At 65.8% G+C, this 21,314-nt stretch carries 16 protein-coding genes; 10 read left to right on the top strand and 6 right to left on the bottom strand.

From position 1 onward, the window contains the following. The first annotated feature begins 5 nt into the window (after nt 1-5). The gene (gene shc / locus DNX69_RS22580; RefSeq protein ID WP_110788260.1) at nt 6-1,967 is read left to right on the top strand and encodes a squalene--hopene cyclase; all 1,962 of its coding nucleotides are present in this window, start codon (nt 6-8) and stop codon (nt 1,965-1,967) included. Next, complete coding sequence (locus tag DNX69_RS22575; protein WP_110788259.1) at nt 1,964-2,713, top strand: phosphorylase; 750 nt, start codon at nt 1,964-1,966, stop codon at nt 2,711-2,713. The genes shc and DNX69_RS22575 overlap by 4 nt, the downstream gene beginning before the upstream one ends. A 69-nt stretch (nt 2,714-2,782) precedes the next feature. Here DNX69_RS22575 and DNX69_RS22570 read toward each other — a convergent pair whose 3' ends face one another. Beyond that, nucleotides 2,783-3,688 carry a LysR substrate-binding domain-containing protein gene (locus DNX69_RS22570; protein ID WP_234827055.1) on the bottom strand — a complete coding sequence of 302 codons (906 nt, stop codon included), beginning with the start codon at nt 3,686-3,688 and terminating at the stop codon, nt 2,783-2,785. Between the two features lie 158 nt (nt 3,689-3,846). Between DNX69_RS22570 and phnA the strand changes: the two genes are divergently transcribed. Both phnA and pstS read left to right on the top strand, forming a co-directional pair. Further along, nucleotides 3,847-5,112 carry a phosphonoacetate hydrolase gene (phnA, locus tag DNX69_RS22565; RefSeq protein ID WP_110788258.1) on the top strand — a complete coding sequence of 422 codons (1,266 nt, stop codon included), beginning with the start codon at nt 3,847-3,849 and terminating at the stop codon, nt 5,110-5,112. A gap of 28 nt (nt 5,113-5,140) precedes the next feature. Next, nucleotides 5,141-6,145 (top strand): phosphate ABC transporter substrate-binding protein PstS, encoded by a 1,005-nt coding sequence (gene pstS / locus DNX69_RS22560; protein ID WP_110788257.1) that lies wholly within the window; start codon nt 5,141-5,143, stop codon nt 6,143-6,145. 88 nt (nt 6,146-6,233) lie between these two features. Here pstS and hpnH read toward each other — a convergent pair whose 3' ends face one another. Both hpnH and ispH read right to left on the bottom strand, forming a co-directional pair. Further along, nucleotides 6,234-7,388, bottom strand: a complete 1,155-nt coding sequence (gene hpnH, locus DNX69_RS22555) for an adenosyl-hopene transferase HpnH (RefSeq protein ID WP_110788256.1) — start codon at nt 7,386-7,388, stop codon at nt 6,234-6,236. A gap of 40 nt (nt 7,389-7,428) precedes the next feature. Further along, the gene (gene ispH, locus DNX69_RS22550) at nt 7,429-8,373 is read right to left on the bottom strand and encodes a 4-hydroxy-3-methylbut-2-enyl diphosphate reductase (protein WP_110788255.1); all 945 of its coding nucleotides are present in this window, start codon (nt 8,371-8,373) and stop codon (nt 7,429-7,431) included. Between the two features lie 312 nt (nt 8,374-8,685). On the opposite strand from ispH, the gene DNX69_RS22545 reads away from it, so the two are divergent. From DNX69_RS22545 to DNX69_RS22525, 5 genes are all read left to right on the top strand, one after another. After that, the gene (locus tag DNX69_RS22545; RefSeq protein WP_110788254.1) at nt 8,686-11,292 is read left to right on the top strand and encodes an MMPL family transporter; all 2,607 of its coding nucleotides are present in this window, start codon (nt 8,686-8,688) and stop codon (nt 11,290-11,292) included. 330 nt (nt 11,293-11,622) lie between these two features. Then, on the top strand, nt 11,623-13,014 hold the full coding sequence (hpnO, locus tag DNX69_RS22540; RefSeq protein WP_110788253.1) for an aminobacteriohopanetriol synthase HpnO: 1,392 nt from the start codon (nt 11,623-11,625) through the stop codon (nt 13,012-13,014). Between the two features lie 204 nt (nt 13,015-13,218). Continuing rightward, nucleotides 13,219-14,058, top strand: coding sequence for a universal stress protein (locus tag DNX69_RS22535; RefSeq protein ID WP_110788252.1), 840 nt, complete (start codon nt 13,219-13,221; stop codon nt 14,056-14,058). Nucleotides 14,059-14,195: 137 nt separating this feature from the next. Then, nucleotides 14,196-14,501: an antitoxin gene (locus DNX69_RS22530; RefSeq protein WP_110788251.1), complete on the top strand. Its 306-nt coding sequence runs from the start codon at nt 14,196-14,198 to the stop codon at nt 14,499-14,501. Nucleotides 14,502-14,508: 7 nt separating this feature from the next. Continuing rightward, entirely contained in the window at nt 14,509-14,919 is a 411-nt protein-coding gene (locus DNX69_RS22525) for a type II toxin-antitoxin system VapC family toxin (protein ID WP_110788250.1), read from the top strand. A 36-nt stretch (nt 14,920-14,955) separates the two neighbouring features. On the opposite strand, the gene DNX69_RS22520 is transcribed toward DNX69_RS22525, so the two are convergent. After that, nucleotides 14,956-16,575, bottom strand: a complete 1,620-nt coding sequence (locus DNX69_RS22520) for a GMC family oxidoreductase (RefSeq protein WP_110788249.1) — start codon at nt 16,573-16,575, stop codon at nt 14,956-14,958. Nucleotides 16,576-16,698: 123 nt separating this feature from the next. On the opposite strand from DNX69_RS22520, the gene DNX69_RS22515 reads away from it, so the two are divergent. Continuing rightward, on the top strand, nt 16,699-17,871 hold the full coding sequence (locus tag DNX69_RS22515) for a M20 aminoacylase family protein (RefSeq protein WP_110788248.1): 1,173 nt from the start codon (nt 16,699-16,701) through the stop codon (nt 17,869-17,871). A gap of 110 nt (nt 17,872-17,981) precedes the next feature. Here DNX69_RS22515 and DNX69_RS22510 read toward each other — a convergent pair whose 3' ends face one another. After that, nucleotides 17,982-20,099 (bottom strand): carbohydrate porin, encoded by a 2,118-nt coding sequence (locus tag DNX69_RS22510; protein WP_425327320.1) that lies wholly within the window; start codon nt 20,097-20,099, stop codon nt 17,982-17,984. 79 nt (nt 20,100-20,178) lie between these two features. Then, nucleotides 20,179-21,237, bottom strand: coding sequence for a transporter (locus DNX69_RS22505; RefSeq protein WP_110788246.1), 1,059 nt, complete (start codon nt 21,235-21,237; stop codon nt 20,179-20,181). Nucleotides 21,238-21,314: the final 77 nt, after the last annotated feature.

Below are 21,314 nucleotides of genomic sequence, written 5' to 3'. Positions count from 1 at the left end.
ATAAAATGGATTCCGGCAGCTACGATACCGGTGTCGGGCGCAATGCGCTCGAAGCTTCGATCGATGCGGCGCGCAGCGCGCTGCTGAACTATCGTCGCGACGACGGCCATTGGGTGTTCGAACTCGAGGCCGATTGCACCATTCCTGCCGAATACGTGCTGCTGCGGCATTACCTCGGCGAGCCGGTCGATGCCGCGCTCGAAGCCAAGATCGCGACCTATCTGCGCCGCATCCAGGGCGCCCACGGCGGCTGGCCGCTGGTCCACGACGGCGATTTCGACATGAGCGCCAGCGTGAAGGGCTACTTCGCGCTGAAGATGATCGGCGACAGCATCGACGCGCCGCACATGGTGCGGGCGCGCGAGGCGATCCGCTCGCGCGGCGGCGCGATCCATTCCAACGTCTTCACCCGGTTCCTGCTGACGCTGTACGGCGTGACCACGTGGCGCGCGGTGCCAGTGCTGCCGGTCGAAATTATGCTGCTGCCGAGCTGGTCACCCTTCACACTCAACAAAGTGTCGTACTGGGCGCGGACCACGATGGTGCCGCTGTTGGTGCTGTGCGCGCTGAAGCCGAAGGCCAAGAATCCCAAGGGCGTCGGCATCGACGAATTGTTCCTGCAGGACCCCAAGACGATCGGGATGCCGGCCAAGGCGCCGCATCAGAATTGGGGGCTGTTCAAGCTGTTCGGGTCGATCGACGCCGTGCTGCGGGTGATCGAGCCGGTGATGCCGAAGCGGCTGCGCCAGCACGCGATCGACAAGGCGCGCGCCTTCATCGAGGAGCGGCTCAACGGCGAGGATGGCCTCGGCGCGATCTTCCCGCCGATGGCCAACACCGTGATGATGTACGAGGCGCTGGGCTATCCTGAGGATTATCCGCCGCGCGCCATCCAGCGCCGCGGGATCGATCTGCTGCTGGTCGATCGCGGCGACGAAGCCTACTGCCAGCCTTGCGTCTCGCCGGTGTGGGACACGGCGCTCGCCAGCCACGCGGTGCTGGAGGCGGACGGTCACGACGGTGCCAAGGTGGTGAAGCCGGCGCTCGATTGGCTGCTTCCGCGCCAGGTCCTCGACGTCAAGGGCGACTGGATCGTGAAGGCGCCGAATGTCCGCCCCGGAGGCTGGGCGTTCCAGTACAACAACGCCCATTATCCGGATCTCGACGACACCGCGGTGGTGGTGATGGCGCTCGATCGCGCCCGCAAGGACCAGCCGAACCCCGCCTACGACGCCGCGATCGCCCGCGCCCGCGAGTGGATCGAGGGCATGCAGAGCGACGATGGCGGCTGGGGTGCCTTCGACATCAACAATACCGAGTATTATTTGAACAACATCCCGTTCTCGGACCACGGCGCGATGCTCGATCCGCCGACCGAGGACGTCACCGCGCGTTGCGTGTCGATGCTGGCGCAGCTCGGGGAGACGGTCGACAGCAGCCCGGCGCTCGCCCGTGCAATCCGCTATCTGCGCGACACCCAGCTCGCCGAGGGTTCCTGGTACGGCCGCTGGGGCATGAATTACATCTATGGCACCTGGTCGGTGCTGTGCGCGCTCAACGCCGCCGGCGTTTCCCATTCCGATCCGATGATCCGCAAGGCGGTCGCCTGGCTGGAGTCGGTGCAGAATCGCGACGGCGGGTGGGGAGAGGACGCCGTCAGCTACCGACTGGATTACCGCGGCTACGAAAGTGCACCCTCCACCTCCTCACAAACGGCATGGGCTTTGCTTGCTCTGATGGCTGCGGGCGAGGTCGATCATCCCGCCGTGGCACGGGGCATCGAGTACCTGAAAAGCACACAGACCGAAAAAGGACTGTGGGACGAGCAACGTTACACGGCGACGGGCTTCCCGCGGGTGTTTTATCTGCGGTATCATGGCTATCCGAAGTTCTTCCCGCTCTGGGCGTTAGCGCGGTACCGGAACTTGCAGGCCGCGAACAGCAAGGTGGTAGGGGTCGGGATGTGATTCTGGGGGCAGTGGACGAGCAGGCCGCGGCGAATCGCCAGGATCCGCGGCCGGTATTGATTGTGACGGGCCTGATTCAGGAAGCACGTATCGCGGCGGGGCCGGGCCTCACCGTTATCTGCAGCAGCAGCGACCCCAAGCAACTGCGCGCGATCATGGCCGATTTCGACCCTTCGTCGATTCGCGGCGTGATCAGCTTCGGCGTCGCCGGGGGGCTCGATCCGTCTCTCGAGGCCGGTGACATCGTCATCGCCACCGAGGTCGTGGCGGGTGAACGCCGCTGGGCGTCGGAAGTTGCACTCACCGACGAATTATTGCGAAGCGCCGGGCTCGGCCGCCACCGCGTGGTGCGCGGCGGTCTGGTCGGGGCCGAGCAGGTGGTCGCCGCCCGCACCGCTAAGGCGGCGCTGCGCTCGGAGACCGGCGCGGCCGCGGTCGATATGGAGAGCCACATCGCCGCCGATTTCGCCGCCGCCGCCAAGCTGCCGTTCGCGGCGCTGCGGGTGATCAGCGATCCGGCGGGGCGGAGCCTGCCGCAGATCGTCTCCAGCGCGATCAAGCCGAACGGCGACGTCGATCTGCGCAAAGTGCTGCGCGGCATCGCCCGCCACCCGACCTCGATCCGGTCGCTGGTCTCGACCGGCATCGACTTCAACCGCGCGCTGCGGTCGTTGCGCGGCTGTCGGAACTTCGTGCAAGAAGCCGTTCTGGGCGGCAGCGGTAGCGGCATAGTCGCCGAGATCTGAGAGCCAGCGATCTGGGAGCCCAGCCCATGGGCTCCCCATTCTTGAAGACGCTCGGCTTTGCCGGGCGCGTCAGGATGGGCTTAGGGCCGACGTCCTGATCTCCTCCTTCAGCCATTCCAAGAACCGGCCGAGATAGCGCGGATCGGCGCGCGAGGTCGGGTGAGCGGCGTACTTTTCGCCCTTCACGACCAAGTCCGGAAACGGGCAGACGAGCCGCCATTCGGGCTTTCCGGGAAAGAACTCCTTCGGCGCGACGATCGAGCCGAATCCCTCGCGCACCGCATGCATCGCGACGAACATGTGGTCGAAGCGGTGACCGCCTTCGAACAGATGGTCGCGCAGGCCCGCTTTCTTCAGCCAGGCCTCCCAGTGTCCCGGCCGCGTGGCCGAGGTGATCAATGGAAAGGTGAGAAGATCCTCCGGCGTCGCGATGACCGTCTCCTGCAGCAGGTCCACGCTGCAGACCGGCGTCAGGTTCTCTTCGAACAACGCCGTCGAGGCTTTCGAATGCCCGCCGATCTTCCCGCTGCTGCCGCGCGTGATCAGGAGATCGTGCGAGGCCACGTCCGGTGTCTGGCCCGTCATCCGCGTCGAAATCCAGACCGCCAGATCGGGATTGGCCGCCTCGAACCGCTTCAGCCGCGGCATCAGAAAATACATGGCGAATGTCGACGGCGCCTCGACCGCCAGCACCGCCTTGCTGCGACGACGGCGGACATACTGGCAGGCAGCCTCAATACTGCGGAACGACTGGCTCAGTTGTTCCGCCAGGACGCTGCCATAGGGCGTGAGCGCCACACTGCGGCCTTCTCGGGTGAAGACCTGCTGACCGAGCCAATCCTCGAGGAGCCGCACCTGCTTGCTGACGGCGCCGTGGGTGACACCCAGCTGCTCGGCGGCCGAACTCAGGCTGTCGCTGCGCGCAGCCACGGCAAACGCCCGTAGGGCAACCAGTGGCAGTTCTCGTTCTTTCAAAATGACCTCCGTGTGACGACAGCGACCGGAAAGCCTCGCTGATCTGCGACTTATACTCACGTGTTTGTCGATTTTATTCGATCGATTCTCACATGTGAACGGCCTACCACCCGGGACGCCAGCCGCCGCAGGGCGGCGCTCAGGACTGGGATCACTGTATGACGCTCCATTCTCAAACCGCCCGACCTCTGCCGCTGGTCGAGGTCAACGGGCGCAGCTACGCCGTGCCGCGACGACCGGTCGTCGTGATCTGCCTCGACGGCTTCGACCCCGAATATCTGGAGCGCGGCATTGCGGATGGCGTGCTGCCGACCCTCGGTGCGCTGAGGTCAAGCGGCTATGTCGGCACCGCGCTGGCGACGCTGCCGACGACCACCAACACCAACAACACCTCGATCGTCACCGGCGTGCCACCCGCCATCCACGGCATCAATGGCAATTATTATCTCGACGCCGACACTGGCGAAGAGATCATGGTGACGGATGCGCGCCGGCTGCGTTGCGGCACGATTCTCGGGGCCATGAGCCAAGCGGGCGTGCGGACCGCGGTGGTCACCGCCAAGGACAAGCTCTTGAAGGTGCTCGCCTACGAAATGGAGGGCATCGCGTTCTCGTCCGAACACCCGAACGCTGCCGATCTCACCGCGCTTGGTTTCAAGAACGGTGAGGAGATGGTGGGGCGCGCCAAGCCGGATCAGTATTCCGCCGATCTGTCGCTGTTCGCATTGGACGCCGGCATCAGGCTGCTCGAGACGGCCAAGCCCGACCTGATGTATCTGTCGACGTCGGATTATGTGCAGCACAAGCACCAGCCGGGTGACGACGAATCCAACGACTTCCACGCGGCCGTGGATCGGCGCATCGCGCGCCTGATCGAACTCGAGGCAACCGTCGCGCTGACCGCCGATCACGGCATGGCCGACAAGTCGGATGCGGATGGCCAGCCGAACGTCGTCTATCTCGAGGACGCGCTGAACGAGAAGTTCGGGCCCGGCATCGCGCGCGTGATCTGTCCGATCGCCGATCCGTTCGTTCGTCATCACGGCGCACTCGGTGGCTTCGTGCGCGTGCACCTGCTCAAGCCCTGCGATATCGCCGCGATGATGACCTTTGCACGGTCGCTGCCCGGCATCGAACTCGTGCTCGATCGCGCGACGGTGTGCGAACGCTACCAATTGCCGCCGGATCGCGAGGGCGACTTCGCGGTGTTCAGCGATCGCGGCACCGCAGTCGGCGCGCGGCGTGAAGACCACGACCTCTCGGCGCTTGGTGACCACCGCTTGCGCTCGCATGGCGGGCTGGGCGAGCAGCGCGTGCCGTTCGTGCTGTCGCGCCCGCTCACGCGTGACTACCGCGAGTGGGCGGAAACCGGCGTGTTACGCAACTACGACATCTTCGACTTCGCCCTGAACGGCGCCGAATAATCCCGCACGATTGCATAGAGGAATTCAGATGCGCGCGATTCGCTTCGCATTGATGGCGCTCGCCATCAGCTCGGCCGGCGTGACGGCCGGTCGTGCCGAGACTCCAGTGATGGGGACCGGTTCGGCCTTCGCCGCGCCGATCTACATCAAATGGGCGGAACAGATGAAAGCGGCCAAGGGGCCGGCGATCAACTATCAGCCTTCGGGATCGTCGGTCGGGCAGCTCCAGGTGCTGAAAGGCCTGACGGATTTCGGCGGTTCGGACGTGCCGATGGACGACAGCAAGCTGAAGGAAGGAAATATCCGGCAGTTTCCCACCGTCGTCGGCGGCTATGCCGTGGTGGTCAATATTCCGGGCGTCTCGGCCGGCAAACTTCGGCTCACCGCGCCTGTGCTCGCCGACATCTTCATGGGCGACATCAAGTCGTGGGACGACACGCGGATCGTACAGCTCAATCCCGGGCTTGCGCTGCCCAGCCTGCCGATTTCCCTGCTGTATCATGCGGGAGGGTCAGGCGGCACCTACGCGATCTCCCGCTATCTGTCCAAGATCAGCACGGCATGGCGCGACAGAATGGGGATCGGGATGACCCTGAGTTGGCCGGTTGGCGCCGGCGTCAAAGGCAGCTATGGCGCGGCGTCGACCGTGCCGATGACGCCCGGCGGGATCGGCTACGCCGAGCTCTCCTACGTCATCGCCAACAACTTGGCGACCGTGCAATTGCAGAACAAGGCAGGGCGGTTCGTGCTGCCGAACGGGAGTAGTTTCGCCGCCGCCGCCGAGACTGGCGACTGGTCCGTGCCGAACTATGCGGTCGATCTCACCGACATGCCGGGTGAGCACGCCTGGCCGATCGTGACGGCGACCTTCGCGCTGGTGCCGAGGAGCCCGGACAAGCGCGCTACGTCGGCGGCCGTCTTGGAGTTCTTCAAATGGGCGTTCACCCATGGCGACCCCACAGCACGGTCGATGCAGTTCGTCCCTCTGCCAAGCAAAGTCAAAGCCGACATCGTGAAGAACTTCATGGATTGAATGGCCGGTCGTGCCCAACGAGAGATTCGCCAAACAAAAAAGCGCGACCCGCCGGCCGCGCTTTTGATCTGTGAGCCAGGGGGCCGGATCAGGCCGCGGTGGAGGCCTTCTGGCGCTTCTCGGCCTCGGCGGCTTCGTCGCGGCGGAGCTCCGTCAGCGTCTTCTGGACCTGCTCCGAGAACACGTACTGGGCCGGGCGCTGCTTCGACAGGTCGATCTCCGGCGCCATCGGCCCCGAGGTCTTGATCCCGCGCAGCGCCACCCAGGCGGCCTTCAGCGGATTGTTCAGCGACGCCATCGCCGCGGTTGGTTCGTAGCCGCAATGCGCCATGCAGTCGGCGCACTTCTCGTACTTGCCGGTGCCGTAGGAATCCCAGTCGGTGGTCTCCATCAGCTCCTTGAAGGTCTTGGTGTAGCCTTCGCCGAGCAGGTAGCACGGCTTCTGCCAGCCGAAGATGTTGCGTGCCGGCATGCCCCACGGAGTGCATTCGAACGACTGGTTGCCGGCCAGGAAGTCCAGGAACAGGCTGGAATGCATCAGGTTCCACTTCTTGCCCTTGCCGCGTGCGAACACCTGCCGGAACAGTTCCTTGGTGTTGGTGCGGTTGAGGAAGTGGGCCTGATCGGGCGCGCGCTCATAGGCGTAGCCCGGCGAGATCGACACGCCGACGCCGAGCTCCTCGGTGAAGTCGAGGAAGTCGGCCAGCTCGTCGGCCGGATAGTTGTCGAAGATCGTGGCGTTGACGTTGACGGTGAAGCCGCGTGCCTTCGCCGCCTTGATCGCCGAGACGGCGCGGTCGAACACGCCCTTCTGCGACACCGCGCGGTCGTGATGTTCCTTCAGGCCGTCGAGATGCACCGAGAAGAACAGATAGGGCGAGGGCTCGAACAGATCGAGCTTCTTCTCGAGCAGCAGCGCGTTGGTACACAGCGACACGAATTTCTTCCGCGCCACCAGGCCGCGCACGATCTCGCCGATCTCCTTGTGGATCAGCGGCTCGCCGCCCGGGATCGCGACCATCGGCGCGCCGCATTCCTCGGCGGCGTCCCAGCACTCCTGTGCGGTCATCCGGCGGTTGAGGATGGCGTCGGGATAATCGATCTTGCCGCAGCCTGCGCAGGCCAGATTGCAGCGGAACAGCGGCTCCAGCATCAGGACAAGCGGATAACGCTTCCGCCCAAGCAGCTTCTGCTTCAGCAGGTAGCCGCCGATCACCAGTTCCTTGTGAAACGGTATAGCCATTACGAAATCTTCTCTTTCACGGCACGTCGGTTGGTGCGGATCAGGTGGTCGCCAGTTCCGCAGGCAGAACGAATTCGATGTTTTCCTCCCGGCCGGGCAGCACCGAAACGGTGACCGGAACGATCCGGCGCAGCGCTTCGATCACGTCGTCGACCAGCACCTCCGGCGCAGAGGCGCCGGCGGTGATGCCGACCGCGCGCTTGCCGTCGAGCCATTCCGGGTTCAGCTCGCTGCCGTCGGCGATCAGATAGCTCGCGATTCCGGCCTCGGTGCCGATTTCCCGGAGCCGGTTGGAGTTCGAGCTGTTGTTGGCACCCACCACCAGGATCAGGTCGACCAGCTTGCTCATCTGCCGCACCGCCGATTGCCGATTTTGCGTGGCATAGCAGATGTCGCGGGTGTCAGGCCCCTCGATATTGTGGAATTTCTCCGAAAGTGCGGCGATGATGTCCTTGGTGTCGTCGACGCTCAGCGTGGTCTGGGTGATGTAGGCCACCGGGGTGTCCGGCGGCAGCGTCAGCGACGCGACGTCTTCCAGATTCTGAACCAGCAGCACCGGGCCGGGAACCTGGCCCATCGTGCCCTCGACCTCGGGATGGCCGGCGTGGCCGATCAGGATCAGGGTGCGCCCCTTCGAGGTATAGCGCTTACCCTGGTTGTGGACCTTGGTGACCAGCGGGCAGGTGGCGTTGAGCACCGGCAGGCCGCGGGTCGCCGCCTCTTCTTCGATGCTGCGCGCGACACCGTGAGCGCTGAAGACGGTAACCGCATCTGGCGGAACTTCCGACAGCTCCTCGACGAAGATCGCGCCCTTCGCCTTCAGGCTCTCCACCACATATTTGTTGTGCACGATCTCGTGCCGCACATAGACCGGCGGGCCGTACTTCTCCAGCGCGCGCTCGACGATCTCGATCGCGCGCACGACGCCGGCACAGAAGCCACGGGGTTGGGCAAGAAATACTTCGAGAGGGCGGACTTCAGACAAGGGGCACCACGCTCATGATCTTTCGGTCTCCTGGCAGCACGTCGCATTCCCCTAGCATGATCTAGCTGGTATGAGGACACCCGCAACCGCAAGGGGCGCAAGGGACTTATCGGCGTATTGCAACACGCGATGCAAAACGCCCTTGGCAATCCTGCCTGGTGAGATTACTTCCGCGAACACATCTCCGCCGGCTTGTTTTCGGCTGTTTTGTCCAGTCCTTGGTCGCAGAACCATCAAAAACAGTTCGATCGACTCGGAACCCAGCGGAGCGGGCGTATTTTATGCCAGCCGGCAGCAATAGAAAGTGTAAATGTGCTGAAGAGTGCCATCGTCTCCATTGTCAAGGCCAGCACCAGGTTTGCGGCTTTTACTGTGCTGATCGGCGTATTTCTCGCGATCGCGGCCGGTTTCTATACTTACCAACATTTCGGGATCAACACCGACATCAACCATTTGATCTCGCCTGATCTCGACTGGCGCAAACGTGATATCGCGTTCGAGAAGGCGTTCGATCAGGAAAGATTGATCCTGGCGGTGGTCGAGGCGCCGACGCCGGAATTCGCGAATGCCGCGGCGGCTCAGCTGACCGCTGAATTATCCAAGAATAACAAAAACTTCGAGTCGGTGAAGCGGCTCGGTGGCGGTCCGTTCTTCGACCGCAACGGGCTGTTGTTCCTGCCCAAGGACGAGGTCGCCAAGGCCACCGGCCAGTTCCAGCAGGCGGTTCCGCTGATCGAGATCATGGCCGGCGATCCGTCGATCCGCGGCCTGACGGCGGCGCTGGAAACCGGTCTGGTCGGCCTCAAACGGGGCGAACTGACCCTGGACGCCACCGCGAAACCCTTCAATGCCGTCGCCGCGACGGTCGAAGACGTGCTCGGCAAGAAGCCGGCGTTCTTCTCCTGGCGCGGTTTGGTCAATCCGGAACCGCTGACCGACGCCGACCGGCGCGCCTTCATCGAGGTCAAGCCGATCCTCGACTTCAAGGCGCTGGAACCCGGCAAGGACGCCACCGACGCGATCCGCAAGGCGGCGGTCGATCTTAAGCTCGAGCAGGAACTGGGCGCCCGGGTGCGGCTGACCGGTCCGGTGCCGATCGCCAACGAGGAGTTCGCCACCGTCAAGGACGGCGCCGTCGTCAACGGCATCGGCACGGTGCTGGTGGTGCTGCTGATCCTGTGGATGGCGCTGCATTCCTCCAAGATCATCTTCGCGGTGGCGACCAATCTGGTGATCGGCCTGTCGATCACCACGGCGGTCGGCCTGATGCTGGTGGATTCGCTGAACCTGCTGTCGATCGCGTTTGCGGTGCTGTTCGTCGGCCTCGGCGTCGATTTCGGCATCCAGTTCAGCGTCCGTTATCGATCGGAACGCCACAAGACCGGGGATCTGCAGCAGGCGCTGGTGCAGGCAGCCGAGTATTCGGCGGTGCCGCTGTCGCTGGCGGCAATGTCGACCACCGCCGGCTTCCTGTCGTTCCTGCCGACCTCCTACAGGGGCATTTCGGAACTGGGCGAGATCGCCGGCGCCGGCATGGCGATCGCGTTCTTCACCAGCATCACGGTGCTGCCCGCGCTGATCAAGCTGCTGAACCCGCCCGGCGAGAAGGAACCGCTGGGCTATGCGTTCCTGGCGCCGGTCGACCACTTCCTGGAAAAACACCGCATCGGCGTGATCGCGGGCACCCTCGGCGTCGCGATCGCCGGCCTGCCGCTGCTCTACTTCATGCAGTTCGACTTCAACCCGATCAATTTGCGCAGCCCGAAGGTCGAGTCGATCGCGACCTTCCTGGATCTGCGCAAGGATCCGAATACCGGTGCTAACGCCGTCAACGTGCTGGCCCCGTCGGAACAGGCGGCGCGCGAGGTCGAAGCCAAGCTGAGCAAGCTGCCGGAAGTGTCGCGGACGATCTCGCTCGACACCTTCGTGCCGCCGGATCAGCCGGAGAAGCTGAAGCTGATCCAGGCCGGCGCCAAGGTGCTGGAGCCGGCGCTCAATCCCGAGCAGGTCGATCCGCCGCCGTCGGATCAGGATAACATCGCTTCGCTGAAGAGCTCGGCCGACGCGCTGCGCCGCGCCGCCGGTGAGGCGGGTGGTACCGGGGCCGATGCCTCGCGCCGGCTCGCCGCCGCGCTGACCAAGCTCGCCGAGGCCGATCAGTCGACCCGCGAAAAGGCGCAGGACGTGTTCGTGCGTCCGCTGCTGATCGACTTCGAGCTGCTCCGCAACATGCTGAAGGCCCAGCCGGTGACGCTGGACAATCTGCCGCCGGACATCGTGTCGTCGTGGAAGACCAAGGACGGCCAAGTCCGCGTCGAGGTGCTGCCGAGCGGCGATCCCAACGACAACGACACCCTGCGCAAATTCGCCGCGGCCGTGCTGCAGGCCGAGCCGCTGGCAACCGGCGGACCGGTGTCGATTCTGAAGTCGGGCGACACCATCGTGGCGTCGTTCGTCCAGGCCGGGCTGTGGGCGCTGCTGTCGATCTCGATCCTGCTGTGGATCACCCTGCGCCGGATCACCGACGTGGCGCTGACCTTGATCCCGTTGCTGGTTGCGGGCGCGGTGACGCTGGAGATCTGCGTGCTGATTGATCTGCCGCTGAACTTCGCCAACATCGTCGCCTTACCGCTGCTGCTCGGCGTCGGCGTTGCGTTCAAGATCTATTACGTGACCGCCTGGCGCGCCGGCCGCACCAACCTGCTGCAGTCGGCGCTGACCCGGGCGATCTTCTTCAGCGCCCTGACCACCGCCACCGCGTTCGGCAGCCTGTGGCTGTCCAGCCATCCGGGAACCGCCAGCATGGGCAAGCTGCTGGCGCTGTCGCTGCTGACCACCTTGGGCGCCGTGCTGCTGTTCCAGCCGGCGCTGATGGGCAAGCCGCGTCACATCGACGAGAGCGGCGACACCGATCTGTGAGTCGCCCTGTCCGGGGCGTCGGCGCTGCCGGCGTCTCGGATAGGGGCTTTACCGAGGGGGCGTTTTTTCTTCGCACCTTGCGTTTCGGAGCATGAGATCGCGCTGAGACCCGCAAGCAAGGCGGGATTGCCGCAGGCGAGGTGACAGGGCTGGCGCCGCATGGGTTGTTGGGACTATACCAACCTCGGGGCAGGGGGCTTGCCCATGCGGAAGCGGCCGAGAAACCGGTCTGTCTCCCGCGCATCACAACTCTGGAAAGAATGCTCCAGTGCGACGTGCCGCCGGCCTTTAGGTGTTGACGGCAGCTCCAACAAGCGACGTATGTAGCCCATGCACCAGCCGAATTTAGACCTCGCCGAGATGTTCGCGGCGCGCGAAGCGCAGCGCAGCTCGATGCACACGCGTCACCTCAACGAGCAGCTCGTCCGCGTTCTCAAAACCATCGGCTACGACGTCGGCTTTCAGAAGGGCACCGGCCAGTATCTCTACGATCGCGACGGTGCCCGCTATCTCGATCTGCTCAGCGGCTTCGGCGTGTTCGCGCTCGGCCGTAATCATCCGGTGGTGCGCAAGGCGCTGCAGAGCGTGCTCGACGCCGATATGCCCAATCTGGTGCAGCTCGACGTGTCGACGCTGGCCGGTATCCTGGCCGAGCGGCTGCTGGAGCAGGCGCCGTATCTCGACAAGGTATTCTTCGCCAATTCCGGCGCCGAATGCGTCGAAGCCGCGATCAAGTTCGCGCGCGGCGCGACGGGGCGCAACGGTATCGTCAACTGCGACCACAGCTATCATGGCCTGACCTACGGCGCGCTGTCGCTCACGGACGATCAGAATTTCCAGGGCGGTTTCGGCCCGCTGCTGCCGGGCGTCACCACGATTCCGTTCAACGATCTCGAAGCGCTGGAGAAGGCGCTGTCGACCCGTGAGGTCGCCGCCTTCATCGTCGAGCCGATCCAGGGCAAGGGCGTCAACATGCCCACCGACGAGTTCCTCCCCGCAGCGGCGGCGCTGTGCAAGCGCTACGGCACGCTGTTCGTCGCCGACGAGATCCAGACCGGCATGGGCCGCACCGGACGCTTTCTTGCGGTCGAGCATTGGAACGTCGAGCCCGACATGGTGCTGTTGTCGAAGGCGCTGTCCGGCGGCCACGTTCCGGTCGGCGCGGTGCTGACGCGCAAGTCGATCTTCGACAAGATCTTCAACCGCATGGACCGTGCCGTGGTGCACGGCTCGACCTTCGCCAAGAACGATCTGGCGATGGCGGCCGGAATTGCCACGCTCGAAGTGCTGAAGGCCGAGAAGCTCGTCGAGGCCGCCGCCAAGCGCGGCGCCGAGCTGCGGTTGGCGCTGACGCGGATGGTCCCGGGCTACGAGTTGCTCAAGGAAGTGCGCGGCAAGGGCCTGATGATCGGCGTCGAATTCGGTCCGCCGAAATCGCTGCGGCTGAAGGCGTCGTGGACGATGCTGGAGAGCGCCAACAAGGGGCTGTTCGTCCAGCTCATCACCGTGCCGCTGTTCAAGGATCACAAGGTCCTGACCCAGGTCGCGGGCCACGGCCTGCACACCGTCAAGCTGCTGCCGCCGCTGACGATCACCGAAGACGACTGCGCCTGGATCGAACGGTCGTTCGATCAGGTAATCGCCGATAGCCACAAGGTTCCCGGCGCGATCTGGTCGCTCGGCAAGACCCTTGTCGACAACGCGGTGCGCAAGTCCGCGTAGTTCGGGCGCGCACGGCGAAGGCTAGTGCAGTGAAGATCCGAGCGACGCTTGGTGCGCCGCTCGCGACCAACTCATCGATCCGAGTGTACGGCTGCGTTCAGATCGCGTGGCGTCGGCGTTGACTTGAAGCAACACCGCATCCGCGCGCTGACCTATCCTTGCAACTAGTGCCGGCAGCGACTGGCTTCGATCAGTGGTGAGCGAATGGCCCTCAAGACAATCGTCGTGTTCGTCGACCAGACCGCAGCCAGCGATGCGCGGGTTCGCTACGCCGCCGGTCTGGCGATGCGTCACCAGGCGCATCTGATCGGCCTCTTCATCGTCCCGAATGCGTGGCAGCACGATCGCGCCGATAGCAACATCCAGGGCGGCGCGGCGATCCACGAGATGCTGGAACGGCACAATCTCATTGAAAGCGATGCGCTGCGAGCCGCCGGCCGCAGTTTCGAGGCGATGGCTGCGCGCGACGACGCCTCGTTCGAATATCGCGCTGTTCGCGGCGGCGACGTCGGCGAACTGGTGCGGCTGCATTGCCTCCACAGCGATCTCGTGGTGGTCGGGCATCCGTCCGCGGGACTGCCCGCGGGATGGTCGCCGGAGCAGATGCTGCTCTCGACCGGCGTTCCGGTGCTGATCGTTCCGGCAAGCTGGCCCGAGGGGACGATCGCACGCAAAGTTCTGTTCGCCTGGAATGCGAGCCGCGAAGCGCGGCGCGCGATCACCGACTCGCTTCCGGTGCTGCGCGCGGCGGAGTCGGTTTCGGTGGTCGTGGTCGATCCGACCAACAATCCGCTGCACGGCCAAGAGCCCGGCGCCGACATCGCGCACCATCTCAGCCGCCACGGTGTCGCGGCGCGGGTCGAGCAGCTGCAGTCCAGGGGCGAGCCGATCGCCGAGGTGATCCGTCGCTACGCCGCCAAAGACCAATCCGACCTGATCGTGCTCGGTGCCTACAGCCACTCGCCGCGGCGTGAATTGCTGTTCGGCGGCGTGACCCGCACCTTGCTCGGCAAAGTGACGATCCCGACGCTGATCTCGCATTGAGGTCGAAAGCGGAGCCGAAGGCAGCTCGCAGCGACCGCGAACGTAGATTGCTGCCGCAGCAGGCGATGCAGGTGCTTTGACGATGTCCCGGCTGCGTGGTATCTATCAAAGGTAGATATCAGTTTGGAGGCGAGGTCATGCCCAATCGTGCCAAGAGGTCCGGGGCTGCGTCGCCGTCCGCGCCCGATGCGCCGGCGACCGCCAAGCTGTTCATGCACGGCCGTAGCCAGGCGGTGCGCCTGCCCAAGGCATTCCGCTTCGAAGGCTCGGAGGTGCGCGTCTCGCGGCAGGGCGACAGAGTTATCCTGGAGCCGCTGAAGCGGAAGCCGTTCGACGCCGAGGCGTTCTGGGCCAAGCTCGACGCGCTCGGCGCGCGCGATTTCCCGGATCTGACAGACGACGACCTGCGACCGGACCTCGACGACAAGCCTTCGTTCGATTGACGGCGCCATGTTGTTTCTTGATACCAACGTCGTGGTCGATCTGCTGCGCAAGCGATCGCCGCGGCTGCGCGACAATTTCGCCGCTGCCTGCGCCTCCGACAGTCCGCTCGCGATCTCGAGTATTGTGCTGTTCGAGCTGCGCTTCGGCGCACACAATAGCCAGCGGCCGGAAGCGAACATGCGCGCGCTCGAGGCTTTCCTGGACGATACCGGCATAACCGTCGTGACTTTCAACGCAGCCGACGCCGCGCAGGCCGCGGAGATCCGCGCCGGGCTCAGCCAGGCGGGCGCACTGATCGGCCCCTATGATATCCTGATCGCCGCGCAGGCGCGCGCGCGGGGCGCGATTCTCGTCACCGCCAACCGGCGCGAGTTCGAGCGCGTGCCGGGGTTGATGGTAACAGATTGGACGGCGTGACGGTCAGTCGACCACGAACAAGACGCAGGGCGACGCTTACTTCCCATCCTGCAAAATCATCTCCGCGCCCTTCTCGGCGATCATCGCGGTCGGGGTGTTGGTGTTGCCGGAGGTGATCGTCGGCATGATCGAGGCGTCGACGACGCGCAATCCGTCGAGCCCGTGGAAGCGCAGCCGTTCGTCGACGACGGCGAGCGGATCGTCGGCACGGCCCATCTTGGCGGTGCCGACCGGGTGAAAGATCGTGGTGCCGATGTCGCCGGCGGCTTTGGCGAGCGAAGCGTCGTCGTCGCCGACCGCGGGGCCGGGCAGATACTCTTCGGGGTGATGGCTCGCCAAGGCCTGCTGCTTCATCAGCCTTCGCGTGACGCGGATCGCGTCCGCGGCGACCTGGCGATCCTGGTCCGTCTGCAGATAATGCGGTGCGATCGACGGCGCAGCGTCGAGCTCAGCGGATGTCAGCTTGATCTCGCCGCGCGAAGTGGGGCGCAGGTTGCAGGCGCTGACGGTGATCGCCGGAAAGCGGTGCAACGGATCGCCGAACTTGTCGAGCGACAGCGGCTGGACGTGGAACTGGATGTTGGCGCGCTCCTGATGCGGGTCGGAGCGGGTGAAGATGCCGAGCTGCGACGGCGCCATGGTGAGCGGGCCGCGCCGGCGTAGCGCGTAGTCCATCCCCATCCAGGCGCGGCGCGGCAGCGAGTGATAGGTCTCGTTCAGGGTGCGGCCGCCGCTCACCTTGTAGATCGCCCGTTGCTGCAGATGGTCCTGCAGGTTGCGGCCGACGCCGGGACGGTCCAGCACCGGCTCGATGCCGAGCGGCCGCAGCCATTCGGCCGGGCCGATGCCGGAGCGATGCAGCACCTGCACCGAGCCGATCGCGCCGGCGCACAGCACCACCTCGCGGCGGGCGCGGGCTTCGATCGGCACCCCGTTCTGCAGGAAGCGGACACCGACGGCGCGGCCGTTCTCGACCAGCACCCGGTCGACCACCACGTTGGTTTCGAGCCGCAGGTTGGAGCGATGCAGCGCCGGCTTGAGAAAGCCGCGCGCCGACGACCAGCGCCGGCCGCGCTTCTGGTTGACGTGGAAATAGCCGACGCCTTCGTTGTCGCCGGTGTTGAAGTCGGCGCTGCGCGGGATTCCCATCTCGCAGGCCGCGTTCGCGACCGCGTCGAGGATCGGCCATGACAGCCGCGCCGCCTCGATCCGCCAGCCGCCGCCGGCGCCGTGATGCTCGCTGTCGCCGAGGAAATGGTCTTCGAGCCGGCGGAACACCTTGCGGACGTCGTCCCAGCCCCAGCCGGCAAGGCCGAGCTGGCGCCAATGGTCGTAATCGGCCGCCTGGCCGCGCATCGAGATCATCGCGTTGATCGCTGACGAGCCGCCGATCACCTTGCCGCGCGGATAGGCCAGCGAGCGGCCGTTGAGTCCGGGCTCGGGCTCGGTCTTGAACATCCAGTCGGAGCGCGGATTGCCGATCGCGAACAGATAGCCGACGGGAATGTGAAACCAGATCCAGTTGTCGCGGCCGCCGGCCTCCAGCAGCAGCACCTTCCGGCTCGGATCGGCGGAGAGGCGGTTGGCGACGATGCAACCTGCGGTGCCTGCGCCCACCACGATGGTGTCGAATTCGCCTTCGATCCGTGCCGTCATCGAGTCCGCCCGTGCGTTTATGGTTGGGCAGAGGCTTAGCGCCGCGGGGCGGCGCTGTACAGTTGCCGGAGCGGGACGGGGCGGTTAGCCTGCTCGCTTCGATAACTGGAGCCCCACCGCCTCATGCCCGTGATCAACCGCGTCGCCGATTTGCAGCCCGACATCGCCGCTTGGCGCCGCACGCTGCATCAGCAGCCGGAGCTGATGTACGACGTCGACGGCACCGCGGCGTTCGTCGCCGAGCGGCTGCGCGAATTCGGCTGCGACGAGGTCGTCACCGGGCTCGGCCGCACCGGCGTGGTCGGCGTGATCCGCGGCGCCAGGCCTGCCAACGGCGGCGAGATCCGCACCATTGGATTGCGCGCCGACATGGACGCGCTGCCGATCATGGAGGCGACCGGGCTGCCTTACGCCTCCAAGGTGCCGGGCAAGATGCACGCCTGCGGCCACGACGGCCACACCGCGATGTTGCTCGGCGCCGCGCGCTATCTCGCCGAGACCCGCAACTTCGCCGGCGACGCGGTGGTGATCTTCCAGCCAGCCGAGGAGGGCGGCGCGGGCGCCGCGGCGATGATCGACGACGGGCTGATGGAGCGGTTCGGTATCGAGCAGGTCTACGGCATGCACAACGGCCCCGGCATTCCGGTCGGCGCGTTCGCGATCAGCCCGGGCCCGGTGATGGCGGCGACCGACGCGATCGACATTCGCATCGAAGGCCATGGCGGCCACGCCGCGCGGCCGCATCTGTGCGTCGATCCGGTGCTGGCCGGCGCGCAATTGATCACCGCGCTGCAGGGCATCGTGTCGCGCAACGTCGACCCGTTCGAAGCCGCGGTGGTGTCGATGTGCGAGTTCCACGCCGGCAACGCCCGCAACGTGATCCCGCAAGTCGCCGAGCTGAAGGGCACGGTGCGGACGATGACGGCCGCGGTGCGTGACATGATCGAGCAGCGGGTGCGCGACGTCGTCGCCGGTGTCGCGCAGGTGACCGGCACCAAGATCGATCTGACCTACGAGCGCGGCTATCCGGTGTTGGTCAATCATTTGGCCGAGACCGACGTGGCGATGCGGGTGGCGCGCGATGTCGCCGGCGAGGCCAATGTGGTGCCGCTGCCGCCGCTGATGGGCGCCGAGGATTTCGCCTACATGCTGGAGAAGCGGCCGGGCGCATTCGTGTTCATCGGCAACGGCGACAGCGCCGGGCTGCACCACCCCGCCTACGACTTCAACGACGAGGCGATCGTGTACGGCACCTCGTATTGGGTCCGCCTGGTGGAAACCCAGCTCGCGGCGTGACGCGCAGCGCATGGTTCGAGACGGCGCTGCGCGCCTCCTCACCATGAGGTTTTGTCTGTTGGGAGCGCTGCAGAGCGCCAACCCCGGAACCGATCGGAAACAGAACGGTCCTAAAACTGCGTGCGCAGTCGCGTGGCGATCAGGTGCACCGGGCCGCGGTCGCGGTTGAACGCCGGGTTGGCGATGAACTGATAGTCCGCGGTCAGCCGCCAGGAATACAGCGGCAGGCTGTAATAGGCTTCGAACACTTTCTCGTCGCCCGGATTGGGCAGCCGGCCGTCGCCGATGATCGCGGTCAGGCCGCCGGCGTCGAGATAGGCGATCCGCGACGCCGAGATGTGGTTGAGCAGGCCGCCGAGCCCGACCGTGTCGCCCTCGCGGCCCCACAGCCGCCCCGACAGCGACAGCCCGGCCGACAGCGTGCGATCGGAATCGGTGAAGGCGTTGGTCTCGAGATTCGGGCTGCTGAAGCCGGCGCGTGCGAACATTCCGATGTCGGCGGTGAGCTCCTGTTCGAGGCTGGCGGACAGACCGGTCTTGGAGGTGTAGCGGCGCACGTCGGCGATGCTCGGCGTGGTGCCGGCCGCCTGCGCCTGCCGCACGGCGTCGTTGAAATTGCCGAGCCGGGCGCGGTTGAGGAAGCCGGTGACCAGTACCTTGCCGGCGAGGCCCCACAGCTCGTGGCGATGTTCGATCTCGCCGACCAGCTGGAATTGGCCGAAAGTCGGATCGAGGTCGCTGTTGTTCGGCGTCACCGGCAGATCGAACACGCCGCCGCGCACCGTCCAGGCGCCGGTGTACCATTCCAGCGCGGTGCCGTAGGTGAAGGCCCAGGCGTCGGCCGCGTAGTCGAAGGTCAGCGCGTCGGCGAGGCCCCAGTTGAGGAAGTCGACGCGTGGGTCGTGGGCGTATTTGTTGACGTCGAAAATGTCGGCGACCGAGAACTTGCCGGCGGTGATCACGATCCGGTCGGCGGACTGCTTGCCGGCGAACTGGTTGGGCCCGCCCTGCACGGTTTCGACCGGGCCGCCGAGATCGAGCGTCTGCCGGACGAAATAGCGCGGCACCCGCGCATACGGATAGTCGGCGCCGACCTTGTACGACTCCGCGCTCGGAAACGCCGCGACGCCGAAGGTGCCGCTGAGACCGAAGCCCTGGTTGATCTCCGGATTGATCCAGAACTCGGCGCCGTCCCACAGCCTGGCGCCGACATAGAGTGTGGCGTCGAAGGTCTGCCGCGCCTGGTTCGGCTTCAGGCTGTTGGTGCCGAGATAGGGCGAGCGGAAGCCGGGGGCGTATTGCCAGGTAAAGGTGCTCTGGCCGTGCACCGCGAATCGCTCCAGCTCCAGTGCGTCGATTCCCTTGGTGAATACGTCGGATTTGGTCAGGTCGTCGCCGAGCCGGTAGTTCAGGCCGAGCCGAAACGCATGGGTGAGCACGTCGGAGGTGACGCGCTCGCTGGCGATCGGAAAGTCGACGGTGCCGTTGCCGAACCCGGTCGCCAGATATTCGACGCGCGCGCTCCAGGCTGACGACAGCGGCAGGTCGACGCCGGCACCCGCGGCCCAGCCGAGTCGCCACAGCAGCGCGGTCTCCTGCTGCACCAGCGCGGGATCGGGCGTCCAGCGCAGCCGGTCGTAGCTCCAGGCGAAGCCGGCGGTGAGGTAAGGCAGCCAGCCATCGAACGCGTAGCCGAGCCGGCCACGCACGGTGCCGCCGAGCAGCACCTGGTGATCGTGGCCGCCGACCATGCCCGAAGGCAGCGTGGTGCCGGCGGTGCCGCCGATCGTATTCGGCGAATTGAGGTCGGCCTCGATGCCGATCAGCCAGCGCGACGGCAGCGTCCAATTGTAGCCGGCCTGCAGCCCCATCACGTAGCTGCCGGTGCCTTTGAACAACTGAAACGCATCGAACAGGTCGATCGAGCCGCTGGTGCCGGCGGGTGCTGCGCTCCAGTCGGAGCGGCCGGCGACCGCGCTGAGATGCGCGCCGATGTAGAAGCCGCTCCAGTCGAACACCGCGCGCGGGGCAGCCGGCGCCTTGCGCGGCAGATCGGCCGCGGCGGCGGGGACGGCCCAGACCGTGGCGGCTGCGAGGATCGGAACGAGCAGAGAGTGGCGCACGCGTTGGTTCGTCCTGGTCGTCAATGCCGGGTCCCGTATCACAGCGATCGGAGAGCCGGCGTCATGGACTGAGCACGCCGGCTGATTTCGCGGCAGCGTAGCCATCGGGCCACAGCCGTGCTGCGAGCGGGCCGGCGGAGCGCCGCAAGGCGCGGCGGGGAGCGGAAGGGGAGATACACCGGGACTACCTGATCAGGCCGAAACGCTTCATCACCACATAGGCGACGAACGACGACAGCAGCATGATCAGGATCGCCCAGCCGAAGCCGCCGCCGCCTTCGGAGAACGGCAGGCCGTGCAGGTTCATCCCGAACATCCCGGTGACCAGGGTCGGCGGCAGCAAAAGCGCGGTCAGGACCGACAGCACCCGCAGGCTGTTGTTGCCCTGTTCTTCGATCTGCAGGTGCAGCTCTTCCTGCAGCAGCCGGCTGCGCTCGCGCATTTCGGTCACGGTGCGGTCGAGCCCGTCGAGCCGCTGCGCCAGCTTGCCGGCGTGGGGCCGCAGCGACGGCGGCAGGTCGGCGCCGCCGTCACGATCGAACCGGTGCAGCACGACGCGCAGGCCGGACAGATGACGATGCAGCCGAACGCAGGTGCGGCGCAGCCGGCCGAGTCCCTGGCGCAAATCGTCGGTGTCTTCGGACAGCAGTTTGTCCTCGATCCGGTCCAGCGTTTCGCCGACATTGTCGGTGATGCTCTCCATCGCATCGGCGACATTGTGAACGATCACCTCGAACAACGCCGCGCAATGATCGACCCGGAGGCCGCGCTCCAGCGCCCGCCGCGCAGTTTCCACCGCGCACAGGGCCTGATAGCGACCGGTGATCAGCAACCGCTCCGCCATCACGAAACGCAGGAACCCGGTGTCCTCGGTGGCGTCGGCGATATCGCGCATCAGGTCGGCGATCACGCCGTAGACGCAGCCGTCGACGCTGTGGAGCTGCTGATAGGTGTCCTTCGATTGCAATAGCGCCCGCGCCGGTGGCGGCAGCACGAGTTCCGATAGCCAGAGCTGGGCGCGCGAGTCGGCCAGATTGAAGTGCAGCCAGTACCAGCCGTCGGGTTCGAACACGAACGGCGCCTCCTGCGGCAACGGCTGCGCGACGCCTGCAGCGTCGATCCGGAACGCCCACACCAGGCCGGGCACCGGCATTCGCGCCCCTGACGCGGCGTCGGCCAGCGGTGGGGGCGTGTCGCCGAAGCGGTCCGCGATCGCGCGGTTGCGGGGCAGGGGAATGGACATCGGCTCAGTCCGGAATCCGTCGCGCGCCGCGCCCGGCCGGTGCCATGGCGGTGGTTGGGCCGAACGTTTCCGGGATC

The organism is Rhodopseudomonas palustris, from assembly GCF_003226555.1.
GTDB classification, from domain to species: domain Bacteria; phylum Pseudomonadota; class Alphaproteobacteria; order Rhizobiales; family Xanthobacteraceae; genus Rhodopseudomonas; species Rhodopseudomonas palustris_I.
This window is presented reverse-complemented; position numbering and strand designations above follow the sequence as displayed.